This window comes from Marinobacterium aestuarii, from assembly GCF_001651805.1.
Taxonomy (GTDB): domain Bacteria; phylum Pseudomonadota; class Gammaproteobacteria; order Pseudomonadales; family Balneatricaceae; genus Marinobacterium_A; species Marinobacterium_A aestuarii.
Map to the genome: position 1 here is coordinate 2,650,688 of NZ_CP015839.1, position 22,698 is coordinate 2,673,385.

Genomic DNA, 22,698 nt, shown 5'->3' on the forward strand with positions numbered 1-22,698 from the left:
TTGCAATGGACTAACGGTCTGAATAAACGTGTAACCAATGGATAGATTGTTGCCGGTAGGCGCTGCTGTGCGCTGGCACAGGAGAAGAGGGATCTAAATGCAAAGAATTGTAAGCCACTCTCGGGCATGGGCGAACGAGTTCCTAATCATTCGAGGATTAAGTAGTCCCAAAGACATACCGCTATTCAGATACTGCACAACCGACGATGAGCTTGGCACGTTGGGCACTCTTTTGACCGCGAGCCGGCAGGAACGCCATAGCCCCGCTTTTCGGGATTATTGGTGCGCCGGGTTTTGTCTTTATGTCGCTGAGCAGTTTCGTCGGAACTATGATGCGAACTGGTCTTGGCGGTCGTTTGAAACCTCATTGGGTATCGACCTTTCCCATAACGACCACAAAGAACTCGTCACTCGGGGATTGGCGTTCTGGAATCGGCCTGTCAGGTATCGTACGCACGGCGCCGACTACCTGGGTTCCCTGTTCGCTGAGGGCGGCCTGCCCTGGAAGCTGATCCAGAACGACAGCCACGGTTTTGGTCGCGCGGTGAAAGCGGGACTCAGGCGATATCACCAGTGCAGAAGCGAAGGGCGTGATCTGGTCCAGGTGATTCGGGAGTACAGCGGTTATTTTCCGCAGTCCTTCCAGACCGATGAAAAGTGCCAGTTGCTTGCCAGTATCGTCGAAACGCTGATGATGCTGGCTGAACCCCATGATCTCAGCGGCAAGGACGACCCCGCAGGCTACCTGAATCTGCATTACCCGCAGTGGCGCGCTGAGTTTCCACTCCCGCTGGAGGAGGACAACGGCTATACGCTAGTGAACGAGTGGCTGCGCGATGCGGGCGTGCGCCTGGCCGAACGCAAACGATCTGAGGCGATGGCCCGGTATTTTACCTGCGAGCACCTGCTGGATGGCCGCCCTGAACGGGGGCGGCTATTGGCTGAGGTGACCCTGGCGCCGAGCCTTCAGTTGAAACTGGATGGCCGGAAGCTGGGTTCGACCCGTATCGAGCTGGCATTGTACGAAGGCGAACAGCTTGTTCTGAAACTGGGTGCCGCTTACGGCCGCCTGGAGAGAGACGCCCTGGAGATCAAGCTGCCGGCGCAGGCGTTGCAGTGCCGCCGTCGATCGCCGGAAAACCCGCTGCTGTTGACCTGCTGGTGTGCCGGAGAAAAGCTGCACAGCGTTACCATTCAGTCCAGCGAGGTGGATTGGCATCAATTGCCGACCACCTTTGTTGAAGATGATGACGACATCCGCTTGGTCGGTACGGCGTCGGTGCGTAGCGAGGCTTCAAGCGTCCTGGTGCGCATACCGCCGCACCTTCAGATACAGAACCCGTCTGTCTCGCTGGATACCACAGATTCGGAAGGAGGACGTTGGTATCGCATTGAGGGGCATACGGTTATTACCGACCAGGGCAGCAGCTATATCATCGAGCCGGGATGTTCGACAGGCGCCGAGCGCGTCGAATTGCTGGGGGTATTATCGCCTTACGATACCCTGCCGGTGGCGACTTGGCTGGGCTGGCCAGGGTTTGCATTGCGGAACTCGGCTAGCGACGAAAAACAACCGCAGGCGCTGAGAATTGACAACAGGCTCGTCAGCCAGCTGAACGGGCACGCTGGCATCGGCAGCTTTCGTGTCGATCTTCTCGGTGAGGAGCGCCAGGTGGTGGCTCGCCGCAAGGTAGGGGTGTTGCCGCGGGATCTTTCCATTTCGGCGATGTCCGCATCTTCAATGACGCCGGCTCGCGTCCTGATCAAGTCCTCGTACGTGCTCGATGTTGCCGTTCTGAATGACTCTCTGCGCGCTGACATTCGCAAGGAGCCTGGCGCTGTGACGGTTTTTTTAGTGCCAGATGAATGTCACCGTCGTCCCGAGCGCGTATTGCTTAGAATCAGCGATCCGGACACACACGCGGACGGTGTCGTTATCCGCTTGCCTTATCCGGAGGAGGGCGCACTCCTGCTCGGCCCGGACGGGAAGCTGTTCGAGGAGCAGCACCTGAACATCGGCCGTATTTTGGGTATGACGCTGGTCATGACGCCGGCGCCGAGCGCCCGGCAACCCTTTCACCTGTCTCTGGAACTGATGGGATCAGGTGGCGCTTTGCGCCGGCATTATACCTACGACGCGGCGAACGCTTCCGTCCAGATCAGCCTGTTCTCGTTTTACGACGATCTCCAGAGCCTGTTCAGCAGCAGCGCCGAGCAAGATGCTCTGGTGCGCGTCCGAGTCGAAACTTCGCGCCAGCTCAAGCAGTTTTATATCCGGCGTTATGACGCCTCCATCCGGTTCACCAACCCTCCTCTGCGTACCTTTTTCGAGCTGGCCGATCAAAATGGTCATTCGCTGGATCTGGGCGCAAAGCCCGCAACAGTCCTAGCCATGCAGGTTGATTCACCGGAAACCAGTCCCGTCGAGCTTCAGCCGCAGGTCGTTATGGAGAGTATCTGCACTGGCATCTTCGAAATGCCGGAACGATTGCAGAAGGACGGCCCCTGGCTGCTGTATCCGGCGGCGGATTCGAAGCGTTTCTTTCGCCCGGTCATCTATGTGCCGGATCCCGCCTCTCTGGTGCTCGATGAAGATAAGGAGGTGACAACGCTACAGTCGGCGGCACGCTATTTTCACCCCAGACTCAGCCCCGACCCGTTTGACGCCGTGCTGGAAAAGATGGCCGGGAATTTCATGCACAGCAGCTGGCTCTATCTCGCCGAGCTGAAAAAGTGTTATGAGCATATTCCACTCTCGGCGCTTGAGGCCTGGAAGCATCTGGCGCGGCATCCCCGGGCTATGGCGCTGGCGGTTTTCCGGCTTGAGATGGATAGCCACTTCGCCACTCGTCTGGTACAGGAGCTGGCGGTGATCTGGGAGAGGATTACCGTCTCACAATGGATGAAGGCCGTCGATATCTATGCAGAAAGCCTGTCGAGCCAGTTCGGTATTCCGGCGGAGCAGATCAGGCAGAGGGCTGAGCATCGCATGGAGCTACTCGCGAACCAGGTACCGGCCTTCAGGTATCTCGCGGCGTCGATCGGTTCGGGGAAAGGTGCCGCGCAGACCTCTTCAATGCCTTTAAAAGCTGTTATTCCGGTATGGCTGCAACAGATGCGATTGCAGCAGGAAGATGCTCAGTGGCCCGTCAATCTTAACGAGTCGCTGATCCGTTGGCTTAAGAGACAGGACGATTACGCCTGGATGCTGAGCCTGCCTATGCCCGGCTTCATGCTTCCGGTCTGTATTATCCCGGTGTTGTCCGCATTTATAACGGCGGGCTGTACCGACCTGAGTGAACTTACGGACGACGATGCTGAGCTGCGTTTCGGTATCCGTGTTTTAACCGACTTCGACCGTAATGGCTGGTACGAGCCGGTCTACTCCGCTGTTTTGTCCGAATTGCTTAAAACTTCAAGGAATCACTGATGAGCGGTTATTTCAAGGATCTGATCAACCAGTCGCTGAATCGCACACGCGAGGCGACCCTGTCCATTCTGGGAATTCAGGACCAGGGGCTGAGAACCCACCTGTCGGAGCAAATGCACAACAGGATGGGTGAGGCTGGCTGCTTCTTCGCCCCTCCGGTTTTCGAGCATACGTTCGGCTGGGAGGCGGGAGATGTGACCTTCGCTCAGCTTAAAGGGGGCCTGCTGTCGGAGTCGGTGGTCGCTGCGTTGACGGATGCGCCGAACGAAAATTACCGTTTCGACGCGCAGATATATCCTTACAAGCATCAGCTGACAAGTTGGAAGGCTCTGCTCGCCGAGCGGCCCAAGTCCGCGGTGATTACCACCGGCACGGGCTCAGGCAAAACCGAGTGTTTCATGGTGCCGATTCTTCAAGACTTGGTTAGTGAATATGAGTGCTCCGGCAGGGCACTGGTCGGTGTGAGGGCTCTATTCCTCTACCCGTTGAACGCGCTGATCAATTCCCAGCGCGAACGTCTCGATGCCTGGACTTCCCCCTTCGGAGACAGTATCCGCTTCTGCCTTTACAACGGTAATACGGAAAATCTCAAGAGCAAGGTAAAAAAGGAGCAGGGCCTGCGCCCGAACGAAATTCTGTCCCGCGAGCGCCTGCGCGAGGAGCCTGCTCCAATCTTGATGACCAACGCCACGATGCTGGAATACATGCTGGTGCGGCAGGTTGACGAGCCCATCATCCGTATTTCCCGGGAACAGCGTTCTCTGCGCTGGATCGTGCTTGATGAGGCGCATACCTACATCGGTTCGCAAGCGGCTGAATTGTCATTGTTGTTGCGTCGGGTTGTCGAGGCTTTCGGAAAAGAGGCGCACGAGATTCGTTTTGTCGCGACGTCGGCGACCATTGCTGGAGAGGACGCCGCGCAGAAGCTACAGTCCTACCTGGCGTCCCTGGCGGGTGTGAAGGACGACCAGGTCATCGTGATCGGTGGTTCACGCACAGTGCCGACTGTCGATCACTCGCCGACCAATAGGCTCTCGTTCGACGAAATCCGGCAGATAGACAGCGGTCGCACCGTGTCCGGCGCACGTTATGACGCGCTCAGCAATCACCGTCTTGCGTACTTCATTCGCAACAGGATTGTCGGCAGTCAGAAACCGCTGGATCTGAATGAACTGGTGGCCGATGTCGAGTCTTTTCTCGACAGTCAGGATCCGGAGTCCCGGCAGCAGGAATTGCTTGGCTGGATCGACCTGATGACCGACACCCAGCCCACGGAGAAAGAGCCGCCGTTTCTTAAACTTAGAGGCCATTTCCATCAGCGGATGCTGCACGGCCTCTGGAGCTGTATCGATGCCAAATGCTCAGCCAAGTCGGCACACTTGAAGCAATGGCCGTTCGGCAACGTTTATGTTTCTCAGCGCGCCCGTTGCGAATGTAATGCACCGGTGTACGAATTGGCATTTTGCGGGGACTGTAAAACACCGCACCTCGTGGCTGAGGATGTCGGTGGCTGCCTGAAGCAAGCCAGTCCCTATGCGGGCGACGAGTTTTCGTTGCAGGATGAGGGCGCTGACGATGAAGTCCCCGAGGTCTCTACGGGCGTTCATCGCAGCAAGCAGCCGGTGGTGATTGCGCCGTCGCTGGGGGAGGGATACCTGGATTTGCCGTTCGACACGGAGAAAGCGGAGCTGGGTGCTCTGAGTTCACCTACGGTGATCACCGTGCGCCAGGCGGTCGACTACGAGTCCGCATGCGTGCAATGCGGTGAGCGTGGCAAGCGCCCGGCTGGATTTCTCAGGAAGGCTTATCTTGGGGCACCCTTTTATGTCAGCAATGCGGTGCCGACCGTGCTGGAGTTCTGTCCCGATCCATCTGGCGAAGCCAGCCCGGAAAGCTTGCCGGGGCGTGGTCGCAAGCTGATTACCTTTACCGACAGCCGCCAGGGTACCGCGCGCATGGCGGTGCGGATGCAACAGGAAGCGGAGCGTTCGCGTCTGCGCGGGATGGTGTTCCAGATACTGCGCAACCGGCAGGCCGCTGAAAACCAGAATGCTCCAACATTACCGGAAAAGTCTGTCGAAGCGTTGTTAAAAGATGCAGAACAGCTTGAGCAGATGGGAATGACTGATCTTGCTCGGCAACGTCGCGAGGAAGCCCGCCAAAAACAACAGGGATCGGCCGGCAAAACACAGGCCTGGCTGTCGTGGCATGAGCTGGTGTCTCAGTTGGCCGCAGGCAACGACATCAAGCACTCGATTCTGGATTACAACAAATACGCCAATCCCGAGTTCTTCGGCGGTCACGACAACAGCCTGGCCCTCGCGGGTCTGCTGCTGCTGCGCGAATATGCCCGCCGCCCGAAAAATCAGAACAGCACCGAAACCCTGGCGCTGGTGCAGGTGGGTTACCAGGGGCTGGAGAAGGTTGAAACCTTGCCCCGTTTTTGGAGCGAAACCCTCGCGCCGAAACGCGGGGGGAGTAACGAGCGAGAAGCCCTGACGTTGCACGACTGGCGGGATTTTCTCAAAGTCACGCTCGATTTTTACGTCCGGGAAAACACCTTCTTCGTCATGAATGACAATGAGCGGGCCTGGCTGGGCGCCAAGTTCGCACCTAAGGAGCTGTTTGCGCCTGGGACCGATCTGAGCCCAAGTAGCAGGGTGAAGCTCTGGCCGCAGGTGGCGGCGAAAGGTGTCCAGCCTCGTCTCGTGAAGCTGCTGGCACAGGGCTGTGGACTCGATCCGGCCGATGCCACAAGCCGCGATAAAATGAACGAGTGGCTCAAGGCCGCCTGGCAAGAGTTGATCCGCCTGCATATTTTGCAAAGTCAGAGTGGTGGCTATACGCTCGAGCGGCGCGCACTGAAATTCACGCTGCCCCAGGCTGCCTGGGTATGCCCGATGACGTACCGCCTGCTGGATACCACCTTCAGGGGACTTACACCTTATATTCCCAACAAGATCGATCGTACCCGGCTCGAATGCCAGCCGGTGCGGCTTCCGGACTTCACCAGTCTCGCGCCACAGGGGGAGCCAGAGGGCGTTTTGGCGGCGATTCGAAGCCGGGTGGCGCAAAGCCAAGATATTCAGGAGCTTCGCCAGGTTAGTCTGTGGAGCGATATCTCGGATCGCACCGTTGAGGGTGGGTTCTACTACCGCACGGCCGAGCATTCGGCACAGCAGTCGGCGAAGCGGCTCGAGAATTACGAACAGTGGTTCAAACAGGGGAAGGTGAATGTCCTCAACTGTTCTACGACTATGGAGATGGGCGTCGATATCGGCGGTATATCGGCTGTTGTGATGAACAACGTTCCGCCCCATCCGGCCAACTATTTGCAGCGGGCCGGACGCGCCGGGCGGCGCAGCGAAGCGAGGTCGGTCGCGTATACACTCTGCAAATCCGATCCCCACAATACGCGGGTATTCGCCAATCCCAAGTGGGCCTTTGAAACCGCGATTCCGGCACCGGTGATTACTCTGTCGGCAACGCCTTTGGTCCAGCGGCATGTGAATTCGTACCTGCTGTCGGCTTTCCTCAAAAACCAGACCTCGGCAGACGGCGATCAGACCCGTTTGACGGTGCAGTGGTTCTTCAACGCCGCCGATCCCGTCGTTGATCAATTCGCGGACTGGCTCGGCAGCGAGAGCCGGCAGTTCGCCGACGGGGTCAAGAGAATCGTGAAGCGCACGGCGCTCGAAATGGCCGGCATCGAGGTACTCGCCGCTACTTGTGCCCAGGCCATCCGGCAACTGGCCGAAATCTGGCAGGAGGAATACCGCCAGATCAATCAACGGTTGAGTGCCGCGACCGACCCCAGCTATAAGAAGGCGCTCGAACTCGAAAAGAGCCGCCACGAGGCCGAGTACCTGCTCAAAGACCTCGCAGCCCGGGCTTTCCTCCCAGGTTACGGCTTCCCCACAAATGTCGTCACGCTGAACACTTACAACGTTGAGGACTTCAAGAACAAGAAAGGTAGCACCGACCCGGCCAGCAAGGACCGTGAGGACAATATCTTTACCTACAAGGAGCAACCTTCGCGAGGGTTGGATATTGCTGTGCGCGAATACGCGCCTGGCGCCCAGATCGTCATCGACGGTCGCGTGTACCGGGCGGCGGGTATCAAGATGCAATCCTACCAAGAGGGGGATTCTGGAGGTGTCCAGAAGTTCGACCTGTCGTGGCAGTGCACCAACTGTGGTGCTTCGGGGTACCGGGAATATGCTTACGCCCATGGCGATGACCTTTGCTGCACGCACTGCGAATCCGAAATCCCTGCATCGAAAGTCAAGCGGGTTCTGCGGCCGCTGGGGTTTGTGACCGACTTCTACGAAGCGACCAGCAATGACGTGTCATCCCAGAAATATATCCCCGTCGAGAGGCCACGGGTGCAGGTTGATGGCTCGCTGGTGGCGCTTCCGGACCGCAGATGCGGATTTGTACGGTTTGGTGAGGACGGGCAAACCGTTGTCCATTCCGGAGGAGAGCATGGGACGGGGTTTGCCGTCTGCATGAGCTGTGGCCGAGCCGATTCGATGTTGGTCAATGGCGACCTGCCGATGGGAATGCGGCCGGACCAGGGACATCGCCCCGTGGGCGGGGCCAGCGGCAGTCGCAAGCAAAAGGACTGCTCGGGCGAGCGGGTTATGTCCAATCTTTACCTGGGCTACCAGGCGCGTACCCATGTCGTCGAATGGACTTTCAGAAACCCCTTGACCGGGGGCTGGATCGACGACGACGAAACCGGACGCGTCATCGCAACCACTTTGGCAGTAGCGCTCCGGGATGCGGTGTCGGACTACCTGGGTATCGCCAGCAGCGAGATGGGATTCGGTGTTCGTCCGGACAGGGATCTCGACACAGGGGAAACGCGCTCCGTGGTGCAGGTTTATGACAATGTGGCCGGCGGGGCCGGCTTCGTTATGACTGCGTTGCATGAAATGACCACCGTGGTGGCGTCTGCGATCGAAAAGCTGAAGTGTGCCGCGGATTGTGAGTCGGTCTGTTCGTCCTGCCTGGCCAGCAAGGACAGCCGAGTGGAGTTCGAACAGCTGAACCGGAAAGCGGCCTTGCAGTGGCTCGAAGAGGCCCGCTTCGCCGAGCACTTCCAGCTACCTGAGCCGTTCAGCGCTGTTGAAGGGGCCAAGTACTGGCCATACGAGCCCCAGCGATTCATTCGCCACTGGATCAATAAATCAGCAACCGGTCTCCTCGTGCGCGTGGGGGGCGATTTGGAAAGCTGGGACCTTGGGAATCCTGATTTCCGCAAACAGCTGATAGCCTGCAAACTGATCGATGGTCTGGATGTGAGCATCGTTATCGATAGCCAGCAGCTGCCGACAGCGCTCAAGGAAGAGCTGGCCCTGCTGTCCCGGTTCGGCATCCGTGTTGCCCAAAGCACAACGGAGTCTGTAAGTCACGGGCTGGTGTCGCCGATCCAGATGACTCTGCGCGATGGCGGTTATGTGACCTTGCTCACCGACAACCGCGATGCATTAACCCCTGGAGGGGACTGGCTGATGACTGAAGACGCCAGCGTCTGGATATCGACGGAACAGCTGCCATCCTGGCCTCTCGAAATGGTAGACACCGCTGGTTGGCTTGCCGCCTACGACAGCGCTACCGTGATTGAGGTGATCAAGGAGCTCAATGGCGATGTTAGAACTCTGGCTAATCGCTTCAAGCAGCTGCTTAGTGAAAAAGCCCCTGGGTTCCTGGCCCGTCTCGAAGGTGAGCCCATTGTGTCGATTCGCTATGAAGATCGCTATCTCAGATCTCCTTGGACGGTGATGCTGCTCGCGGGATTCATGCAGGTGTTGAAGAGTGATCAGCTGAAAACGGTGCGGGTTGATACGGTTGCCGGTTCCGGTACTTCCGGTACAGCTGACCTCTGGAATGACTGGCCTCAACCGGACGACATGGAAGATGCTTTGAAACATTGGTTGTCAGCCGTACTGGGTACGGTTCCTGATGTCTACATTCATAACTCGGTCCGCGAGGTCAGCCATCGGCGCGTGCTGACGCTGGAGCTTCAGTCCGGCTCTCTCCTCAAGCTGGCTTTTGACCAGGGCATGGGGTACTGGATCTGTACGTCGCTTGCATATGGGTTGAAGCGGTTTAATTTCGCTGACGATAGCCTGGGGCAGGCGAACCAAATGCTTGAGCGTTGGAAAGGCGTAAAAATGCTCAACGGGGGCGACTGGCCGACGGATATTGCACTTTATGAAGTGTCTTAGAGGATCGTTTCTCAGAAGTTACTAAATAATAATATTTTTTACATCATTAGCCGTAGCTAGACTGCGGCTTATGATGATTCTGCTTATGAAACAGTTGGTTATGGTTGCTCTAGGGTTTGGCATGAAGGTTGTACCGGTATGGGTGTTAATCTTGTTTTCGTGAGGATGCAATCCATGACCGCCAAATTCATGCCCCTGTAGTAAATTTTCTGTTCGAATTATGAGCAGCTGTTTGCAAGGTGTTGCGCGATCAACTCTAGTTGATTGATTGCTACCAGGGAGAGTATGAGGTCATGTTAAATTCACCTTCTCTCGGAAAGATCCTAACCATCCAGAACTTAACGAAAGGATATCGACCGATATGGATATGGCACCCGTTAAATCGCTTGATCGCAAGGACAAGATCGCCCAGCTTTTAAAAGAGATGCAGAACGGCCTTCTGGAGCGTGAATCCCACGCAAAACTGATACTCTTGGCGGCATTGGCCGGCGAGCACGTGTTACTGTTGGGCCCCCCCGGCACGGCCAAAAGCGAGCTTGCCAAGCGCTTGAAAAATGTATTCGTAGAGGCGGGTTACTTCGAGCGCCTGCTAACGCGGTTCAGCGTCCCTGAGGAGTTGTTCGGGCCGCTCTCGATCCAGGCGCTTGAGCAGGACAGGTACCAGCGATTGACCAGTGGTTACTTGCCGGAAGCGTCAATCGCCTTTATCGATGAGATCTTCAAGGCTAACAGCGCCATTCTGAACAGCCTGCTGACGCTGCTGAACGAGCGCCAGTTCGATAACGGCAACCGCCGTAGCGACGTCCCGCTGATTTCGGTCATTGCCGCCAGTAATGAGCTGCCGGAAGGGGAGGAGCTGGACGCGCTTTACGACCGATTTATGCTGAGAAGCTTTGTGCAGCCAGTGTCGGACGAGGCGTTTAGACAGCTGCTCCGACTGGAGGGTGACGTGTGTGATCCGGCGTTGGAGCTGAGGCTGCGGATCGAGGACCTCGAAGAGGTTCGAGCACTGGCAGAGAAAGTCAGGCTCAGTCCTGAAGTGCTTAAACTTTGTGAAGCCTTTCGTGGTTATCTGGCCGAACAGCAGATCTATGTTTCGGATCGCCGCTGGCGCAAGATTATCAATTTGCTTAAGGTTTCCGCTTTCACGAACAAAGAAAATGAAGTCAGTATTTTCGATGCCTGGCTTATGCCCCACTGCCTGTGGCAGAAACCGGAGCAGCTCGATGGCTTGCTTGGTTTTTACAAAGAGAACATAGCGATCGATGGCGATTACCAGCCAAGGCGACAAACTGAAGTAATATTGGCGTGGGAAAACAAATTAGCCAGCGACTGGGAGAATAAGTTTCAGAGCTCGGATGAGCATGGAAAACCTCTTTTTTACAATCAAAAAGGTGGAACTACTACATCTAACTCTCGTAAAGATCAGAAGAAAGATGCTAAGGGGCGGCCGCTGTATCTGGACTCTAGCGGGAATGAAACAACGACCAAACAGAACTCGTATGGCAGAGACAATGAGGCGCTGTACGAGGCGGTTGCCAACGCCCCCGTTATGCAAACAGTCGCATATTCTTTTGCCCATATTAATAGTCGTGTCAAACAAATCGAAGGCTTTAAGAAGGCACTGCATGCTTCACTATTAAAGCTGCAACAGCAAAACCGTTCAGCGGAGCAAACGCTGATTGAGCACCTCTGGGTTGATGAGTCCATCTGGCCGGAGCTTAGCCAGAGTTTGAGCAACGCGATCGAACAGACCGAGAAGCTGCTGGCACGCGCGGAGAAAGTGACTAAAGGCTTCAGGTCTTTACCGCTTGAAGACAGCGATGAGGGGGCGCTGGGCGTAGAGGCTTCAGCCCTTGAGGGTGAGCTCAGTGACTGAATATCCGGTTGTCACTTCTGCGCCACCGGATCTACTGCGTCTATCTGATCTGGATGATGCCTACGTGTTGCTCGATAAACTGCCGGAGTCTCTGCTGCCGACGGTGGTGACCCATCCCGTTGGCGAATTGCAGCCGAGAGTGAGTGGTGTCGTGCAGTTGCGCCGGACCCTGCTCAAGGGCGAAACGCCGGCAGCGTTGCTGCCCTGGCCTGCCCCTGCGGCGCAATCCGCACTGTTTCAGTCGCTGGAGTCCCAAGGAGTGCTGCGGTATTGCCGCGATAACACGGAGGTTGTCGATGCGCTGTTGGGGGACTTGCTGGAGGCGCTGGAACATAAATCGGTTGAACAGCGCCGACTGCACAGTGTGTTGTTGCAACAGTACCAGCAGGAGGCACTTGAGCAACTCGGGCAGGAGCGAAAGGCACAAAAACGGCGAGCGGCGGCCCAGCGACAACCCGTGTTGACGCAAAATCAGTTGGCGGGTCTGTCACGAAGAGCATTTGACGATAGCTGGATTGAAGCTTCAAGTCTGGGAGTATGGTTGCCTGGAGTCTGGCAGGAGCGACTGGTGATCTGGTCTGAACTGGAGGCGATCTTTGTCGATCTGGGGATGGTTGTCCGGCTTGGTTTCGATCTCTCCAGAGGTTTTTTTCAGAGCCATGGCTGGCTGGATATGGTCAGGCTCAAGAAGGTTCTCAGTCAACTGCCGCAATTGCAGGACGTCATCAGAACACTGGGCAGAATGAAGAGCAGCGAAGCGCCACCCATCATTGAGATAATCATGGAGTCTATGCTGCGTACCCGGCAAGAGCAGCGGGAAGTCAGAACGCCATTCGTCCCGATGGAAACGCGAGGTATCACGCGCTCGGACTCGGTCAGCCGTATGTTGCCCCAAGAAGCTGCGCTGTTCGGACATCCTGTATTGAAAAAGCTCTGGCACGCCAAGCGAGCCGAGCATGCGCTGCTGAGCTATGCCGTTGAGGGGACGGAGCTGGAAACTGTCGAAGCTCAAGTCGATGAGCAGGTCGAGGTGAAGCGGGCCGGTAAATCCAGCAGCGAAGAACGCGGTCCTATGATCGTCTGCCTCGATACATCGGGCTCCATGCGGGGCACGCCTGAAACCATTGCCAAGGCACTGGTACTCGAAACTCTGAGCGTGGCAGCCAGCGAACGCCGTGGCTGTTATGTCTACCTGTTTGGCAGCAGCGGTGAAGTTAAAGAGCTTGAACTCAAGCCTGACGAGAACGGGTTGAATCGCCTGATCAGCTTTCTCTGCATGTCTTTTGGCGGTGGCACGGATGTAAATGGCCCGCTTCAACTGGCATTGGATCGGTGCAAGCAATCGGAATGGCGAAATGCCGATATCCTAGTGGTGAGTGATGGCGAATTCTGCTACCCGAATAGTCTATTGAACCGTATAAAAAGACGCAAGAAAAGCCATGGTTTGGCGGTACAAGGTATTCTGATCGGAGAGGGAGGAGGCGCCATGGAGCGCATGTGTGACCCTCTGCACCACTTCTGTGAGTGGTTAAACCTGGCCTGTCAGTGATTTTTTAAGTAAACCCACGTATGGATAGGGACAGCATGTCTAAGGCAAAGGAAACATTTTCAGTATCGATTTCAGACGCGGAGGATATCCTGCGTCACTATGATTTTTTGAACAATGATCGTGTGCAAAGCAGACCCTCAGAACGAGACCCGGAAGTACTCAAGCGGGCAGCCCTAATAATGACACTGACGGCGTGGGAAACTTACGTTGAGGATCGTGTAACAGAGGAAATGAGTATTCGCTTAAAGTTTCTGAAGGGCAGCCATATTGGGAACTATATCCAGAAAAAACTTGACGAAGATTTACGCTTTTTTCACAACCCGAACTCTCAAAAAACAAAACATCTATTTGAGAATTTTGTTGATATCGATGTGACTGAACATTGGTCATGGTTGAATTATGATCAAGAAAAGGTGCGTGCGACCTTGAATAGCTGGATCAGTAAGCGCGGTGATGCCGTCCATCGCTCCGTAACCGACAAGCAAAGCAATCATCTCGTCAAACGGGATGATATGGAAAAATGCATCCGGTTTTTCAAAGATCTTGTCGAGGCTACGGACCAAGCATTGGCGGATTAAGTACCATAAGACCCAGCTCAAACACCGTATGAGCAATTTCACGCCTCTTCAGATAGCCTGTAGAGTATTTCGTCATAAAAGAGCAGGGCGGTGGTGCCCTGATTCCTGAAGGGCCTGGCAAGCCCGGCTTTATCCATACCATTGGTTTGAGCAACAAAGGCATGCCTGGGCTGTACCGCCTGGAGCTACAGGTGACCAAAGGATCCGGAAAACTGGCCAAAAGTGATGGACCACGACTTCCATCTGCATGTGGTCGAACTGCAAAACTCAGGCCCCCTGAATCATATGGCGCTGGCCAGTCTGGTCGCATTCGCCTCGGGCCAGATGGTTGTTCTGGGTGACATGAGCCTGGGCGGCAGTGTCGCGCCGGTACTAGTGGTTCTATTTAACAAAAAATAGGACGAAAAATGACCAAAGTCGGCTTTTCCGCAGTAGATCAGTGGTAAGTCCGACAGGCTGCTAGCTTGAGTGAGGATCTTGGCGAAAGCCTACTTGCTGCGAAGGTAAGGCCTGGTGGCTAGCAACATCAACTCAGTGCAAGGTTCGCCAGCTACGTTGCCCGATATGGCACTGAGCCTTCAATACTTCAATCTTCGCGACTCTCCGCACGGCTTGGGAGGTTGCGTGTGACTGGAGCTGTAAGCAAAAAATCGAAAACACAGATGTTACACAAGGCAGGCGAAAACGACGCCGACATCCATTGATTTACGACAGTTGTTGCCTGGTGGATTGCACCACAGGGTCGCACCAAATCTTCCGCGAAGTTCAGCCTTGAACTGGAAACTGCAAGATAATCGGTAACGCTAGAATCAGCTGAAACCTATATGTGGTGGGGCCTGCGGCCTATGCGGAAAGTTTCCAGTAGGGCTGAATTAATTCAGATCTGTACTGGAAACTACACAAGGCAATGGCCGAGCAGGATACCGGTATGTTAGTCTATTTAACATAATATACATTATGCGTAGTTAATATTGGTTATATATAAGGCTCAATTTGTAAGGTCAGTGCTTACTTCAGTTTCCGGATATGGCGCTACATCATTTCTCAGTCAGCGCTGCATCCTGACTGCCCAGCTGAATTTGCGAGCAGTCAGGATGAAGCTCGACAGCTTCGCTCGGCACCGTGCGGAGAGTCGCCAAGAATACTTCTTTGCGGACCAAGTCCCGTTCAGCGCGGCTCAGCGCACGAAGGCATTCCGCTGATTAGCGTTACGATGTCGCCACTGGCAGCGCTGCTAGCTGGCACGCTGATGTTCTATATAGCTCCCAGGATTCGACTTGCCGTTTTCGCAGCGATTACCTGAGCCCAGGCACCCGCATTGGAGATCCTCAGGCCTTTCTGCTGCGTCGGAGTCATTTGCTCGAAGCTGCACTGCCAGCCAGTGGAGCCCCATGATGTCTCAAGCAGAAATGATGCGACTTCAGGTATGGAGCCTGTTGCAGGCAAATGAGCCCATCATAAGTAGTGGCTACCTGGTGCTGGGTCCATGAAATAGAAATCTTCACGACCCTGCGCACGGGAGTACTCCCTGGTTACTTTCTCTAATAAAAACAAATAGATGCATGGCTATGCCGATAACGTAGTTTATCGGCATAGCTACATGTATAAGGCGAGGTATAGTCAAAAAATACAGAATACGTATCGTGGGTAATTTGCCCTGCCGCCCTTGGTCACCGCACTAGGATTTTGCTGACTGTATCAGCATGTCGATGACGCTGCTGAGATCAACGTCATCCGTAACAACGGCCGCAAATGACGCCCGTAGAGACTCAGCCTTTCCAGATTTTCATATTCACAATCAATGAGTTGTCACATGAACTCGTAGTATCGTGTAAAGATTCCAATATCCTGTTTGAAGATTTTGGCCCGCCCTCGCCTGCTTGCAGGCATCGAAAATGCCCTGAGCCCCAAGCTTGCCGTGATTGTTGCTCATCAGCCACGATTTTATCGATGTTTGCTATGCTTAAAGGCCCTATCAGGTGAATGATTAGGCCATGTTATGAAGCTCGCTATCCTCTCCTGTGGACCAAACTCCTATAGCACCCGCAGATTAAAAGAAGCTGCCGAGTCCCGTGGGCATCAGGTAAAAGTACTTAACACCTTAAAATTTGCGATCGATCTTGATCGTGGCTCTCCTGATCTCTATTACCGACAGCAGCAGCTTAGCCATTATGATGCGGTATTGCCCCGCATTGGTGCCTCTATCACCTACTATGGAACGGCTGTCGTTCGCCAGTTTCAGGAAATGGATGTTTATTGCGCCAACACGGCGCACGGCATTCTGAACTCCCGGGACAAGCTGAGAAGCTTGCAGATTTTGAGTCGCCATCACCTTGGCATTCCGAAAACCAACTTCGTACGCGATAAAAAGGATGTCCTCCCCGCCATAGAGCGTGTGGGTAATGCGCCGGTTATTATCAAGCTCATTGAAGGCACCCAGGGTATTGGCGTCCTGCTGGCCGAATCGACCAAGTCTGCTGAGGCGATTATTGAATTACTGCAAAGCCAGAAACAAAACGTGCTGGTACAAAAATTTGTCGCCGAAAGTAAAGGCAAAGACATTCGCGCACTGGTTGTCGGTGACCGGGTGGTCGCTGCTATGCGTCGTGTGGCGCAAGGACAGGAGTTTCGAAGCAACGTACACAGAGGCGGCGTGGCTGAAGCTGTTGAGCTAAGCGAAGAGTATAAAAATACGGCCGTTAAAGCAGCGCAGATCCTGGGGCTGCAGGTGGCCGGCGTTGACATGCTCGAAGGCAAAGATGGCCCCCAGATTATGGAGGTAAACTCCTCGCCGGGCCTGGAAGGCATCGAAAGCTGCACTCAGCTGGATATTGCCGGAGCTATCATTGATTACATCGCCGCTCAGGTAGACTTCCCCGAAATCGATGTCCGCCAGCGCCTGACCGTAAGCCGTGGCTACGGTGTCGCCGAAATATATGTGCCGCCGGAGTCTCAATTCATAGGAAAAACCATTACGGATTCGGGGTTATTAGAGCAGGATATTAACGTACTGACGCTGTACCGGGATGCCAAGGCCATCCCGAATCCAAAATATTCCCGCGTACTGGAGCCAGGCGACAAACTGCTTTGTTTCGGTAAACTGGATTCCATGCGAACGCTTGTGCCGGCAAACACCAGACGCAAAAGAAAACCGAAGGTCAAGCCGCTGGATACTGACATCTAATCATCTTTGGCCTATGAAAAAGGCAGGATGCTCAGATGCCCAGCCCGTTTCGGCGCCGTCACGAACAGCACATTGCATCACGTCGCCGTAGAGCGAACTCGACGCCCCCGCGAAACGACACAGGGGCGGCCGCTATTGCTCGCATCAATGAGCTCTCCCACGCAGCACGCCCTGCGTGGTTCATGCTGCTCGGTTACTTTGCCTTTGCCATAATCACGCTTCTCGGGGTCGAGGACGCGGACTTCTTTATCGATAGCCGACATACGCAGCTGCCAATCGTCAACGCCTCCATTCCCACGTCCAGCTTCTTCCTGTTCGCACCTGCTCTGGGTACCGCTCTCTTTGTCTATTTCCACTTCCAGCTTTTAAAGCTTTGGGAAGCGCTCTCAGTGCCTGCCGCCAGGATTGATGGCAAGCCGCTGGCGGAGCACGTGGCGCCCTGGCTCATCAACGACTTCGGATTGTGGTTGCGAACCGATGACAGCACAGCTGACCGTGCGCTCAGCTGGCTTTCAAACATCGTTGTCTTCACATTGGTCTTCGTGGCATGGCCCGCGACGCTGATCGTCTTCTGGTTTCGCTCCTTCCCTGCGCACGACGAGCGCACGACACTCGTCATAGGTACAGCTCTGGTAATCGCGCTTACAGCCCTCTTTCAGAGCATTCTCTCGGCTTTTTCGTATCTGCGACTGCACCGGGCCTATGGTGGCGGCAGCTGGCATCTCGTAGAGGTCATATTGATCACCGCCCTGGCACTTCCAATCGGTACCATCTCCTGGATTGCTACCGAGGATAGCAGGGAGGTTTGGCCGATCAGCGTGTTCGATCGGGTGGCGCCCGCATGGATGGCAGCTATCCGCGATAGCTTTACACTTTGGCCCGCCGATCTGACGGAAGTGGAAATCGTGCTCCGCCCCCCTGGCTTCCTTGAATACGACGTCCACCGCAGCCAGTTCCGCGTCCAGTGGTGCCGTCAACAGGGGTTGTCAATGGAGGTCTGTGGGCCCTATGTTGAGTGGGACACTGCAACGCCACTCCATGTGGTCGATGCCCGCAAGAAATGGTGTTTTAAGTGGGAGTTGCCTGGCGATTGCAAAACTTACGTGCACACACTTGATAGAAATTTCGACAACGCGTGGAGTATCGAGCGCCGCGCTGCCATCAACGCCCTCGAGTCCAGAAACCTCAGGAAAGCCGACTTAAGAAACGCCATGTTGGTCCTTGCATCGCTCGTCGGGGCGGATCTGCGCAGGGCACGACTGGCCGGGGCGGACCTGAGTTGGGCTGAGCTGGAGGGAGCGGATCTGCACGCAGCACAGCTGACGGGGGCGATACTCAGCGGAGCAAAGCTGGAAGGCGCGAACCTCCGGGAGGCAGACCTTGAGGGGGCGCATCTCTTCGAGGCAGAGCTGGAGGGGGCGAACCTACGAGCCGCAAAGCTGAACGGGGCAGACCTCCGCGCGGCACGACTGGCGGGCGCGGATCTTCGCTCGGCACAGTTGACGGGAGCGGCCCTCACCTGGGCAGAGCTGGAGGGGACGAACCTCCGCGGGGCAGCGCTGATGAGGGCGAACCTTCAGGCGGCAAAACTGGACGGGGCGGATCTCTTCGAGGCAGGACTGGCGGGCGCGGATCTCCGCGCGGCACAGCTGGCGGGGGCGTACATCAGCCGGGCAAAGTTCGCATCCACTGATGTGAAAGCTGCAACGTTCAGCGGCGCGGCCTTCAGCTCTGTGAATTGTATAGAGATGTCAAACCTTGTGCCTGACCAGATAATCTCAGCCTTTGGCGATGGCTCGGTCACGCTGCCAGACGGCTGGGACTGGCCCAGGCACTGGCCTCGCGAAAATTTGGGCGAAGCATTCTATGGCCGTTGGCGCTATTGGCGGGAGGCCCAGGGCCTGCCCTGGCCACCACCAGGCAAGGCGTTTGAAAGGCTCGCTCGCTTCGAAGCCATAGCGCCCGAATAAGCGCCTTTTTCCGGGGCTGCAAGCTAATCAGCGGTGCTGGCTGAAGTATGCTGGCGTTGCGAAAGTCCTGTTTGACCTCAGCGGGCGAACCCCAGTCAGCCTTTAGTGTGCTTCCGTCGCATCAGCGTACGCTGGATTGTCTGCCCAGAGAGAGTTCAATGCAGAGATCAAGGTTATCGTCGTTTCCGCCATCGCTTTCACGAAGCAACAACTCATAGTATCGCGTAAAGCTGCCGAGATCCTTTTTGGGGATCTCGGGCCCATCCTTTTCCTGCTTGCAGGCCGCAAGGCTGTTTTCCGTATTAGCGATCGGTACGGCAGCATTGCCTTTCGATTTCGCGAATCACGAATTACGGGTCAGAACGATCATCCGCTTTGGCCCTGAAAGTACTTAACACCCTGTCAACGGAAGCATTTTTTGCATCGAGCACCAGGCGGACCAGCTCTTCCCTTCCTTCGTCGAAGCATTGCTCACTATCGAATGCACTGCCGGTGCCGTACAGAATCGATGCATCTTCATGCAGCGATTGTTTCTCATCGCAATAATCTTCGACTTCGAGACCGACCATGACAGCGGTTACCGCAACCGTTCCGACTGTAGCGGCCGCCAATAGTGTGCTACCAATGCGTTTGGTTGATCGTTTCACTAACCTCTTTGAGGCCGACACCTTCTTCCCCTGGTGCCTTTGTTTCATTTGCTCAACCACCTGCTTTGAACTGCGAAGCTCTTGAAGCGCGTTAATAGATGTTGTCGCCAGCCCGAACAGGCCGAGAATGGTGTTCAGGTACAACGAGGCGACTATCGCAACAGTGGCAAGCGTCACTGATACGGCCCAGAAGATCGTTTTCATTTTTCGAACTCCTTGTATTTTCGGCTATACAGGCGATGCAGCGCCCATACACCAGGCAGGAGATTGCCGTGCTGTGCCGCTGTGTGACTTTACCGCTTTGGCACAACGAATTCTTCGATGGCATCGACGACTGCTAATCCCCCAGCAACCGGTTGAGCGACTTGTTCTCGGCCGATTCATGGCGTTCGGCCCGGCTGGTGTGCAGATATTGCGACGTGGTTTCAATACTGTCATGCCCGGCGTCCGCCTGAACGTGGGACAAAGGCCTGCCATTGAGATTGATATCGTGGGAAATGCCGGTGTGGCGAATGCTGTGGGGCGTCATGGTACGCATCTCGCGGGCATCCTGGGAGAAGCCATCCTTCTCTGCCCTGTCCGCGGCCAGTTCAATCACATGATTGATTTCCTCGCGCAGCTGGCGGATACCCAGATTGGCGTTCAGCAGGCCAACATCCCGCCCTCGCCCCGCGGCCCGGTGACGAATGAACAGCGGCGTATTGTCAGCGGGTGACGGCAGGTCATCAAGCCCCAGGTAGCGGCGGTAATGCCTGAGTGCGCTCAGCAGTTTTCTGGAGACCGCCACCGTGCGTTTCTTGCCACCCTTGCTGTGGGGTATGAAGTACAGCCAGACCGAGGTTTTGCTGTCGCGGCGAAACTGCCCCATTACAGGTGCAAAGCCTGGGCGCGCGGCGACTTCAGATATGCGCAAGTAGCAGGCATACATCAGGCTGATCAGAAATCGTGTGCGTTGATGCTGCTCAGGGTCTGCATGGGCCAACTGTTCGGCAGTTTCCATCACGTAAGACCATTGCAGTTCGGTGAAGGCCTTCATTTCCTCGGCATCGCTCATCGAGTTTGCCGGGCCCGCCTTGTAGCGACCATTTTTAATCAGCATCAGGGCCGGATTGCGCTCGGTATACTCTTCCTGGATCAGGTAGCCAAAGAAGGACGACAGAATTGCCAGCTTGGTTTTCAGGGCCTTCTCGGTAATGCGATAGGGCAAGACTTCGCCCTGCTCCCGTTTGCCCAGGAAGGGCCGCCACAGCGGGTTGGGTACACGCTCATCCAGAATTTTCGACACCACAAACTGCGCCACGTTACGGTAGGCAATCAACTCGGCCGGCGGGTGCATGCAGTACTCGACATAGCGATTCATGTGCTGACGGCGCAGGTCCGCCAGGGAGATCTTTGCCACATCAAAACACCACTGCAGGAAGGTCGTCAGTTCGCTGCGGTAGGTTTTGTAGTTGTTCTCGCTGTGGCGTTGCTCCAGCAACCACTCCAGCGCCAGCTCGTAGACGAAGCCCGCATCCGGCACCGACTCCAGCATCACGCGGGTCAGATACTGATTTACATGGGCGTTGGCATCTTCCACATGCGCAATCCCGTCAAACAGCGGCATGGCCGGCGGCATCTCGATCATCGAAAATTCCGTAGAGAGCAGATAAGAAAACTATTAAATCATATAGTTAAATAATAGTTCTAAGATATTACCTTGCTAAGAACTTCGCGTCATTCAGAACCACCAGGTCCTGGCGCCTGATACGGCGAAGGGCCAGCTCGCACATAAAGCCAGGCTGAGCTGATATATTGGACAGGCCCAGGGGGCGATAGTCAGCAGTGCATCACCACAGAATCCATAACAGCAGAGCCCATAACAACAGGCAGGTCGATCATGCGCCAACTCATTGCAGCCGTATTGTTACTCTTCGCTGCCAGCGTGCCAGCAAGTGAGGCGGTCAGCACCAGCCGCTGGGATGCAACTGCCATCGGCGGCCACGATACCGTGGCTTACCATGACGAAGCCACACAGCAAAGTCACCGCCAGGTCGCAGGTGAAGAGCGCTTCGAGGTGCAATGGAAAGGCGCCCTCTGGCGCTTTGCTTCCCAGGCGTCGGCCGACCGCTTTGCCGCTGATCCAGAGCGCTACCGGCCTGAATACAACGGTCACTGCGCCAACGCCCTGAGTCTGGGTGAAGGCCTGATTTCAACCAATGGCACTGTATGGGAGTTTTTCGGTGATCAGCTGTTTCTGTTTTATGCCGAACGCGGGCGCCAACGCTGGCTCAGCGGTAACTGGCAGCGCTACAAGACTGAAGCCGACAGCGTCTGGGACGCCCTCAAAATACGCTGATACTGCCTGCAGGATTTTGTACCGCGAAGACCTGGTGTAGCAAGATTACACCCGCCTCTGCTGGCCGGCGTCTTGATGGGGCCGGGCTCACTGAAATGACTCCGAGCCGCTGATGCGGCTCGGAGCTGCTTTGAGGTTGGAAGCTGCGCGCCTGACGCTAGCCGGTCTGCTGCTGCAGCTCCACCTGGGCGTCCTGCATATGTTCCTGTGCCATATAGATCAGCTCCCAGACGTGTCCATCCAGATCCTGAAAACCGTGACCGTACATGAAGCCGTGATCCTGGGGTTCATTATAGGTACGGCCCCCCGCCTGCAATGCACGTTTTACGAGGTCGTCCACCTCGTTACGGCTTTCACAGGTGAGGCAAATCAGCACCTCGGAAAAGGTGGAACTGTCACAGATATTTTTGGGGGAAAAGGCCTGAAAGCGCGCTTCACTGAGCAGCATTACGCTCATCTGTGACGAAACCACCATGCAGGTCGCCGACGCGTCGCTGAACTGGGGGTTGAAGCCAAACCCCAGGTGGGTAAAGAAGTCGACGGCCCGTTCCAGATGTTTCACGGGCAGATTGATATAACTCTGTCTGTTCATGTTGGTCCTGCCTGGCTGCGATATTTATTGTTTTCGTACTCAGGTTCAGATCAGCTATCCGTGTCGCGCGAGTTCCAGTTTTCGCCCACATACAATAGTTGTTCTGGCCGTTTCATACCAGTGCCTAGAATACGACACCTAAACACCAGTTACTGACCCGCTATGGAGCGTCCGGGCGTACAGACGACGGACGCGCAAAGGAGCTAAAATTTACCCAGCAGGCTATCGGGCTTAACCGTGAAATGCTTTACTCCCAAAACCATTACACCCACCGCAGTGACCCGCTCTGCAGGCTTCG

12 protein-coding genes and 1 pseudogene are annotated in these 22,698 nt (G+C 55.6%); 10 read left to right on the forward strand and 3 right to left on the reverse strand.

Annotated elements, in window-relative coordinates; translation table 11 throughout:
• Positions 1–97 precede the first annotated feature (97 nt).
• The 9 genes and pseudogenes from A8C75_RS11695 (at position 98) to A8C75_RS11725 (ending at position 18,823) form a co-directional block, all read left to right on the forward strand.
• The gene (locus tag A8C75_RS11695) at positions 98–3,430 is read left to right on the forward strand and encodes an STY4851/ECs_5259 family protein (protein WP_227819897.1); all 3,333 of its coding nucleotides are present in this window, start codon (positions 98–100) and stop codon (positions 3,428–3,430) included.
• The gene (locus A8C75_RS11700; protein WP_067382345.1) at positions 3,430–9,663 is read left to right on the forward strand and encodes a DEAD/DEAH box helicase; all 6,234 of its coding nucleotides are present in this window, start codon (positions 3,430–3,432) and stop codon (positions 9,661–9,663) included. Before A8C75_RS11695 ends, A8C75_RS11700 begins: the two co-directional genes overlap by 1 nt.
• Positions 9,664–10,024: 361 nt before the next feature.
• Positions 10,025–11,542, forward strand: coding sequence for an AAA family ATPase (locus A8C75_RS11705; RefSeq protein ID WP_120785188.1), 1,518 nt, complete (start codon positions 10,025–10,027; stop codon positions 11,540–11,542).
• The gene (locus A8C75_RS11710; RefSeq protein ID WP_067382348.1) at positions 11,535–13,091 is read left to right on the forward strand and encodes a VWA domain-containing protein; all 1,557 of its coding nucleotides are present in this window, start codon (positions 11,535–11,537) and stop codon (positions 13,089–13,091) included. The genes A8C75_RS11705 and A8C75_RS11710 overlap by 8 nt, the downstream gene beginning before the upstream one ends.
• A 35-nt stretch (positions 13,092–13,126) precedes the next feature.
• Positions 13,127–13,669 carry a HEPN domain-containing protein gene (locus A8C75_RS11715; RefSeq protein WP_067382351.1) on the forward strand — a complete coding sequence of 181 codons (543 nt, stop codon included), beginning with the start codon at positions 13,127–13,129 and terminating at the stop codon, positions 13,667–13,669.
• Positions 13,670–13,894: 225 nt separating this feature from the next.
• The gene (locus tag A8C75_RS23950; RefSeq protein WP_227819898.1) at positions 13,895–14,068 is read left to right on the forward strand and encodes a hypothetical protein; all 174 of its coding nucleotides are present in this window, start codon (positions 13,895–13,897) and stop codon (positions 14,066–14,068) included.
• A gap of 1,600 nt (positions 14,069–15,668) precedes the next feature.
• Positions 15,669–16,547, forward strand: a pseudogene (locus tag A8C75_RS11720) (ATP-grasp domain-containing protein); the annotation flags it as partial.
• Positions 16,548–16,601: 54 nt separating this feature from the next.
• Positions 16,602–16,853 carry a cation:proton antiporter regulatory subunit gene (locus A8C75_RS23955; protein ID WP_257737054.1) on the forward strand — a complete coding sequence of 84 codons (252 nt, stop codon included), beginning with the start codon at positions 16,602–16,604 and terminating at the stop codon, positions 16,851–16,853.
• Positions 16,854–17,035: 182 nt separating this feature from the next.
• Positions 17,036–18,823, forward strand: a complete 1,788-nt coding sequence (locus A8C75_RS11725; RefSeq protein ID WP_067382357.1) for a pentapeptide repeat-containing protein — start codon at positions 17,036–17,038, stop codon at positions 18,821–18,823.
• Positions 18,824–19,173: 350 nt separating this feature from the next.
• On the opposite strand, the gene A8C75_RS11730 is transcribed toward A8C75_RS11725, so the two are convergent.
• Together A8C75_RS11730 and A8C75_RS11735 are read right to left on the reverse strand one after the other, a co-directional pair.
• Entirely contained in the window at positions 19,174–19,674 is a 501-nt protein-coding gene (locus tag A8C75_RS11730; RefSeq protein WP_067382360.1) for a hypothetical protein, read from the reverse strand.
• Positions 19,675–19,807: 133 nt separating this feature from the next.
• A complete protein-coding gene (locus A8C75_RS11735; protein ID WP_120785189.1) occupies positions 19,808–21,097 on the reverse strand; it encodes a tyrosine-type recombinase/integrase in 1,290 nt (429 codons plus the stop codon).
• 252 nt (positions 21,098–21,349) lie between these two features.
• Here A8C75_RS11735 and A8C75_RS11740 point away from each other — a divergent pair, with 252 nt between their 5' ends.
• Positions 21,350–21,808 (forward strand): YHS domain-containing (seleno)protein, encoded by a 459-nt coding sequence (locus tag A8C75_RS11740; RefSeq protein WP_067382363.1) that lies wholly within the window; start codon positions 21,350–21,352, stop codon positions 21,806–21,808.
• Positions 21,809–21,965: 157 nt separating this feature from the next.
• On the opposite strand, the gene A8C75_RS11745 is transcribed toward A8C75_RS11740, so the two are convergent.
• Positions 21,966–22,400, reverse strand: a complete 435-nt coding sequence (locus tag A8C75_RS11745; RefSeq protein WP_067382366.1) for a VOC family protein — start codon at positions 22,398–22,400, stop codon at positions 21,966–21,968.
• Positions 22,401–22,698 lie beyond the last annotated feature (298 nt).

Excerpts from the sequence above, each read along its gene's own strand:
- A8C75_RS11725 (WP_067382357.1), top strand. The coding sequence starts at position 17,036 with ATGCTGCTCGGTTACTTTGCCTTTGCCATAATCACGCTTCTCGGGGTC.
- A8C75_RS23950 (WP_227819898.1), top strand. The coding sequence starts at position 13,895 with ATGGACCACGACTTCCATCTGCATGTGGTCGAACTGCAAAACTCAGGC.
- A8C75_RS11700 (WP_067382345.1), top strand. The coding sequence starts at position 3,430 with ATGAGCGGTTATTTCAAGGATCTGATCAACCAGTCGCTGAATCGCACA.
- A8C75_RS11745 (WP_067382366.1), bottom strand. The coding sequence starts at position 22,400 with ATGAACAGACAGAGTTATATCAATCTGCCCGTGAAACATCTGGAACGG.
- A8C75_RS11730 (WP_067382360.1), bottom strand. The coding sequence starts at position 19,674 with ATGAAAACGATCTTCTGGGCCGTATCAGTGACGCTTGCCACTGTTGCG.
- A8C75_RS11715 (WP_067382351.1), top strand. The coding sequence starts at position 13,127 with ATGTCTAAGGCAAAGGAAACATTTTCAGTATCGATTTCAGACGCGGAG.
- A8C75_RS11705 (WP_120785188.1), top strand. The coding sequence starts at position 10,025 with ATGGATATGGCACCCGTTAAATCGCTTGATCGCAAGGACAAGATCGCC.
- A8C75_RS11695 (WP_227819897.1), top strand. The coding sequence starts at position 98 with ATGCAAAGAATTGTAAGCCACTCTCGGGCATGGGCGAACGAGTTCCTA.
- A8C75_RS11735 (WP_120785189.1), bottom strand. The coding sequence starts at position 21,097 with ATGATCGAGATGCCGCCGGCCATGCCGCTGTTTGACGGGATTGCGCAT.
- A8C75_RS11740 (WP_067382363.1), top strand. The coding sequence starts at position 21,350 with ATGCGCCAACTCATTGCAGCCGTATTGTTACTCTTCGCTGCCAGCGTG.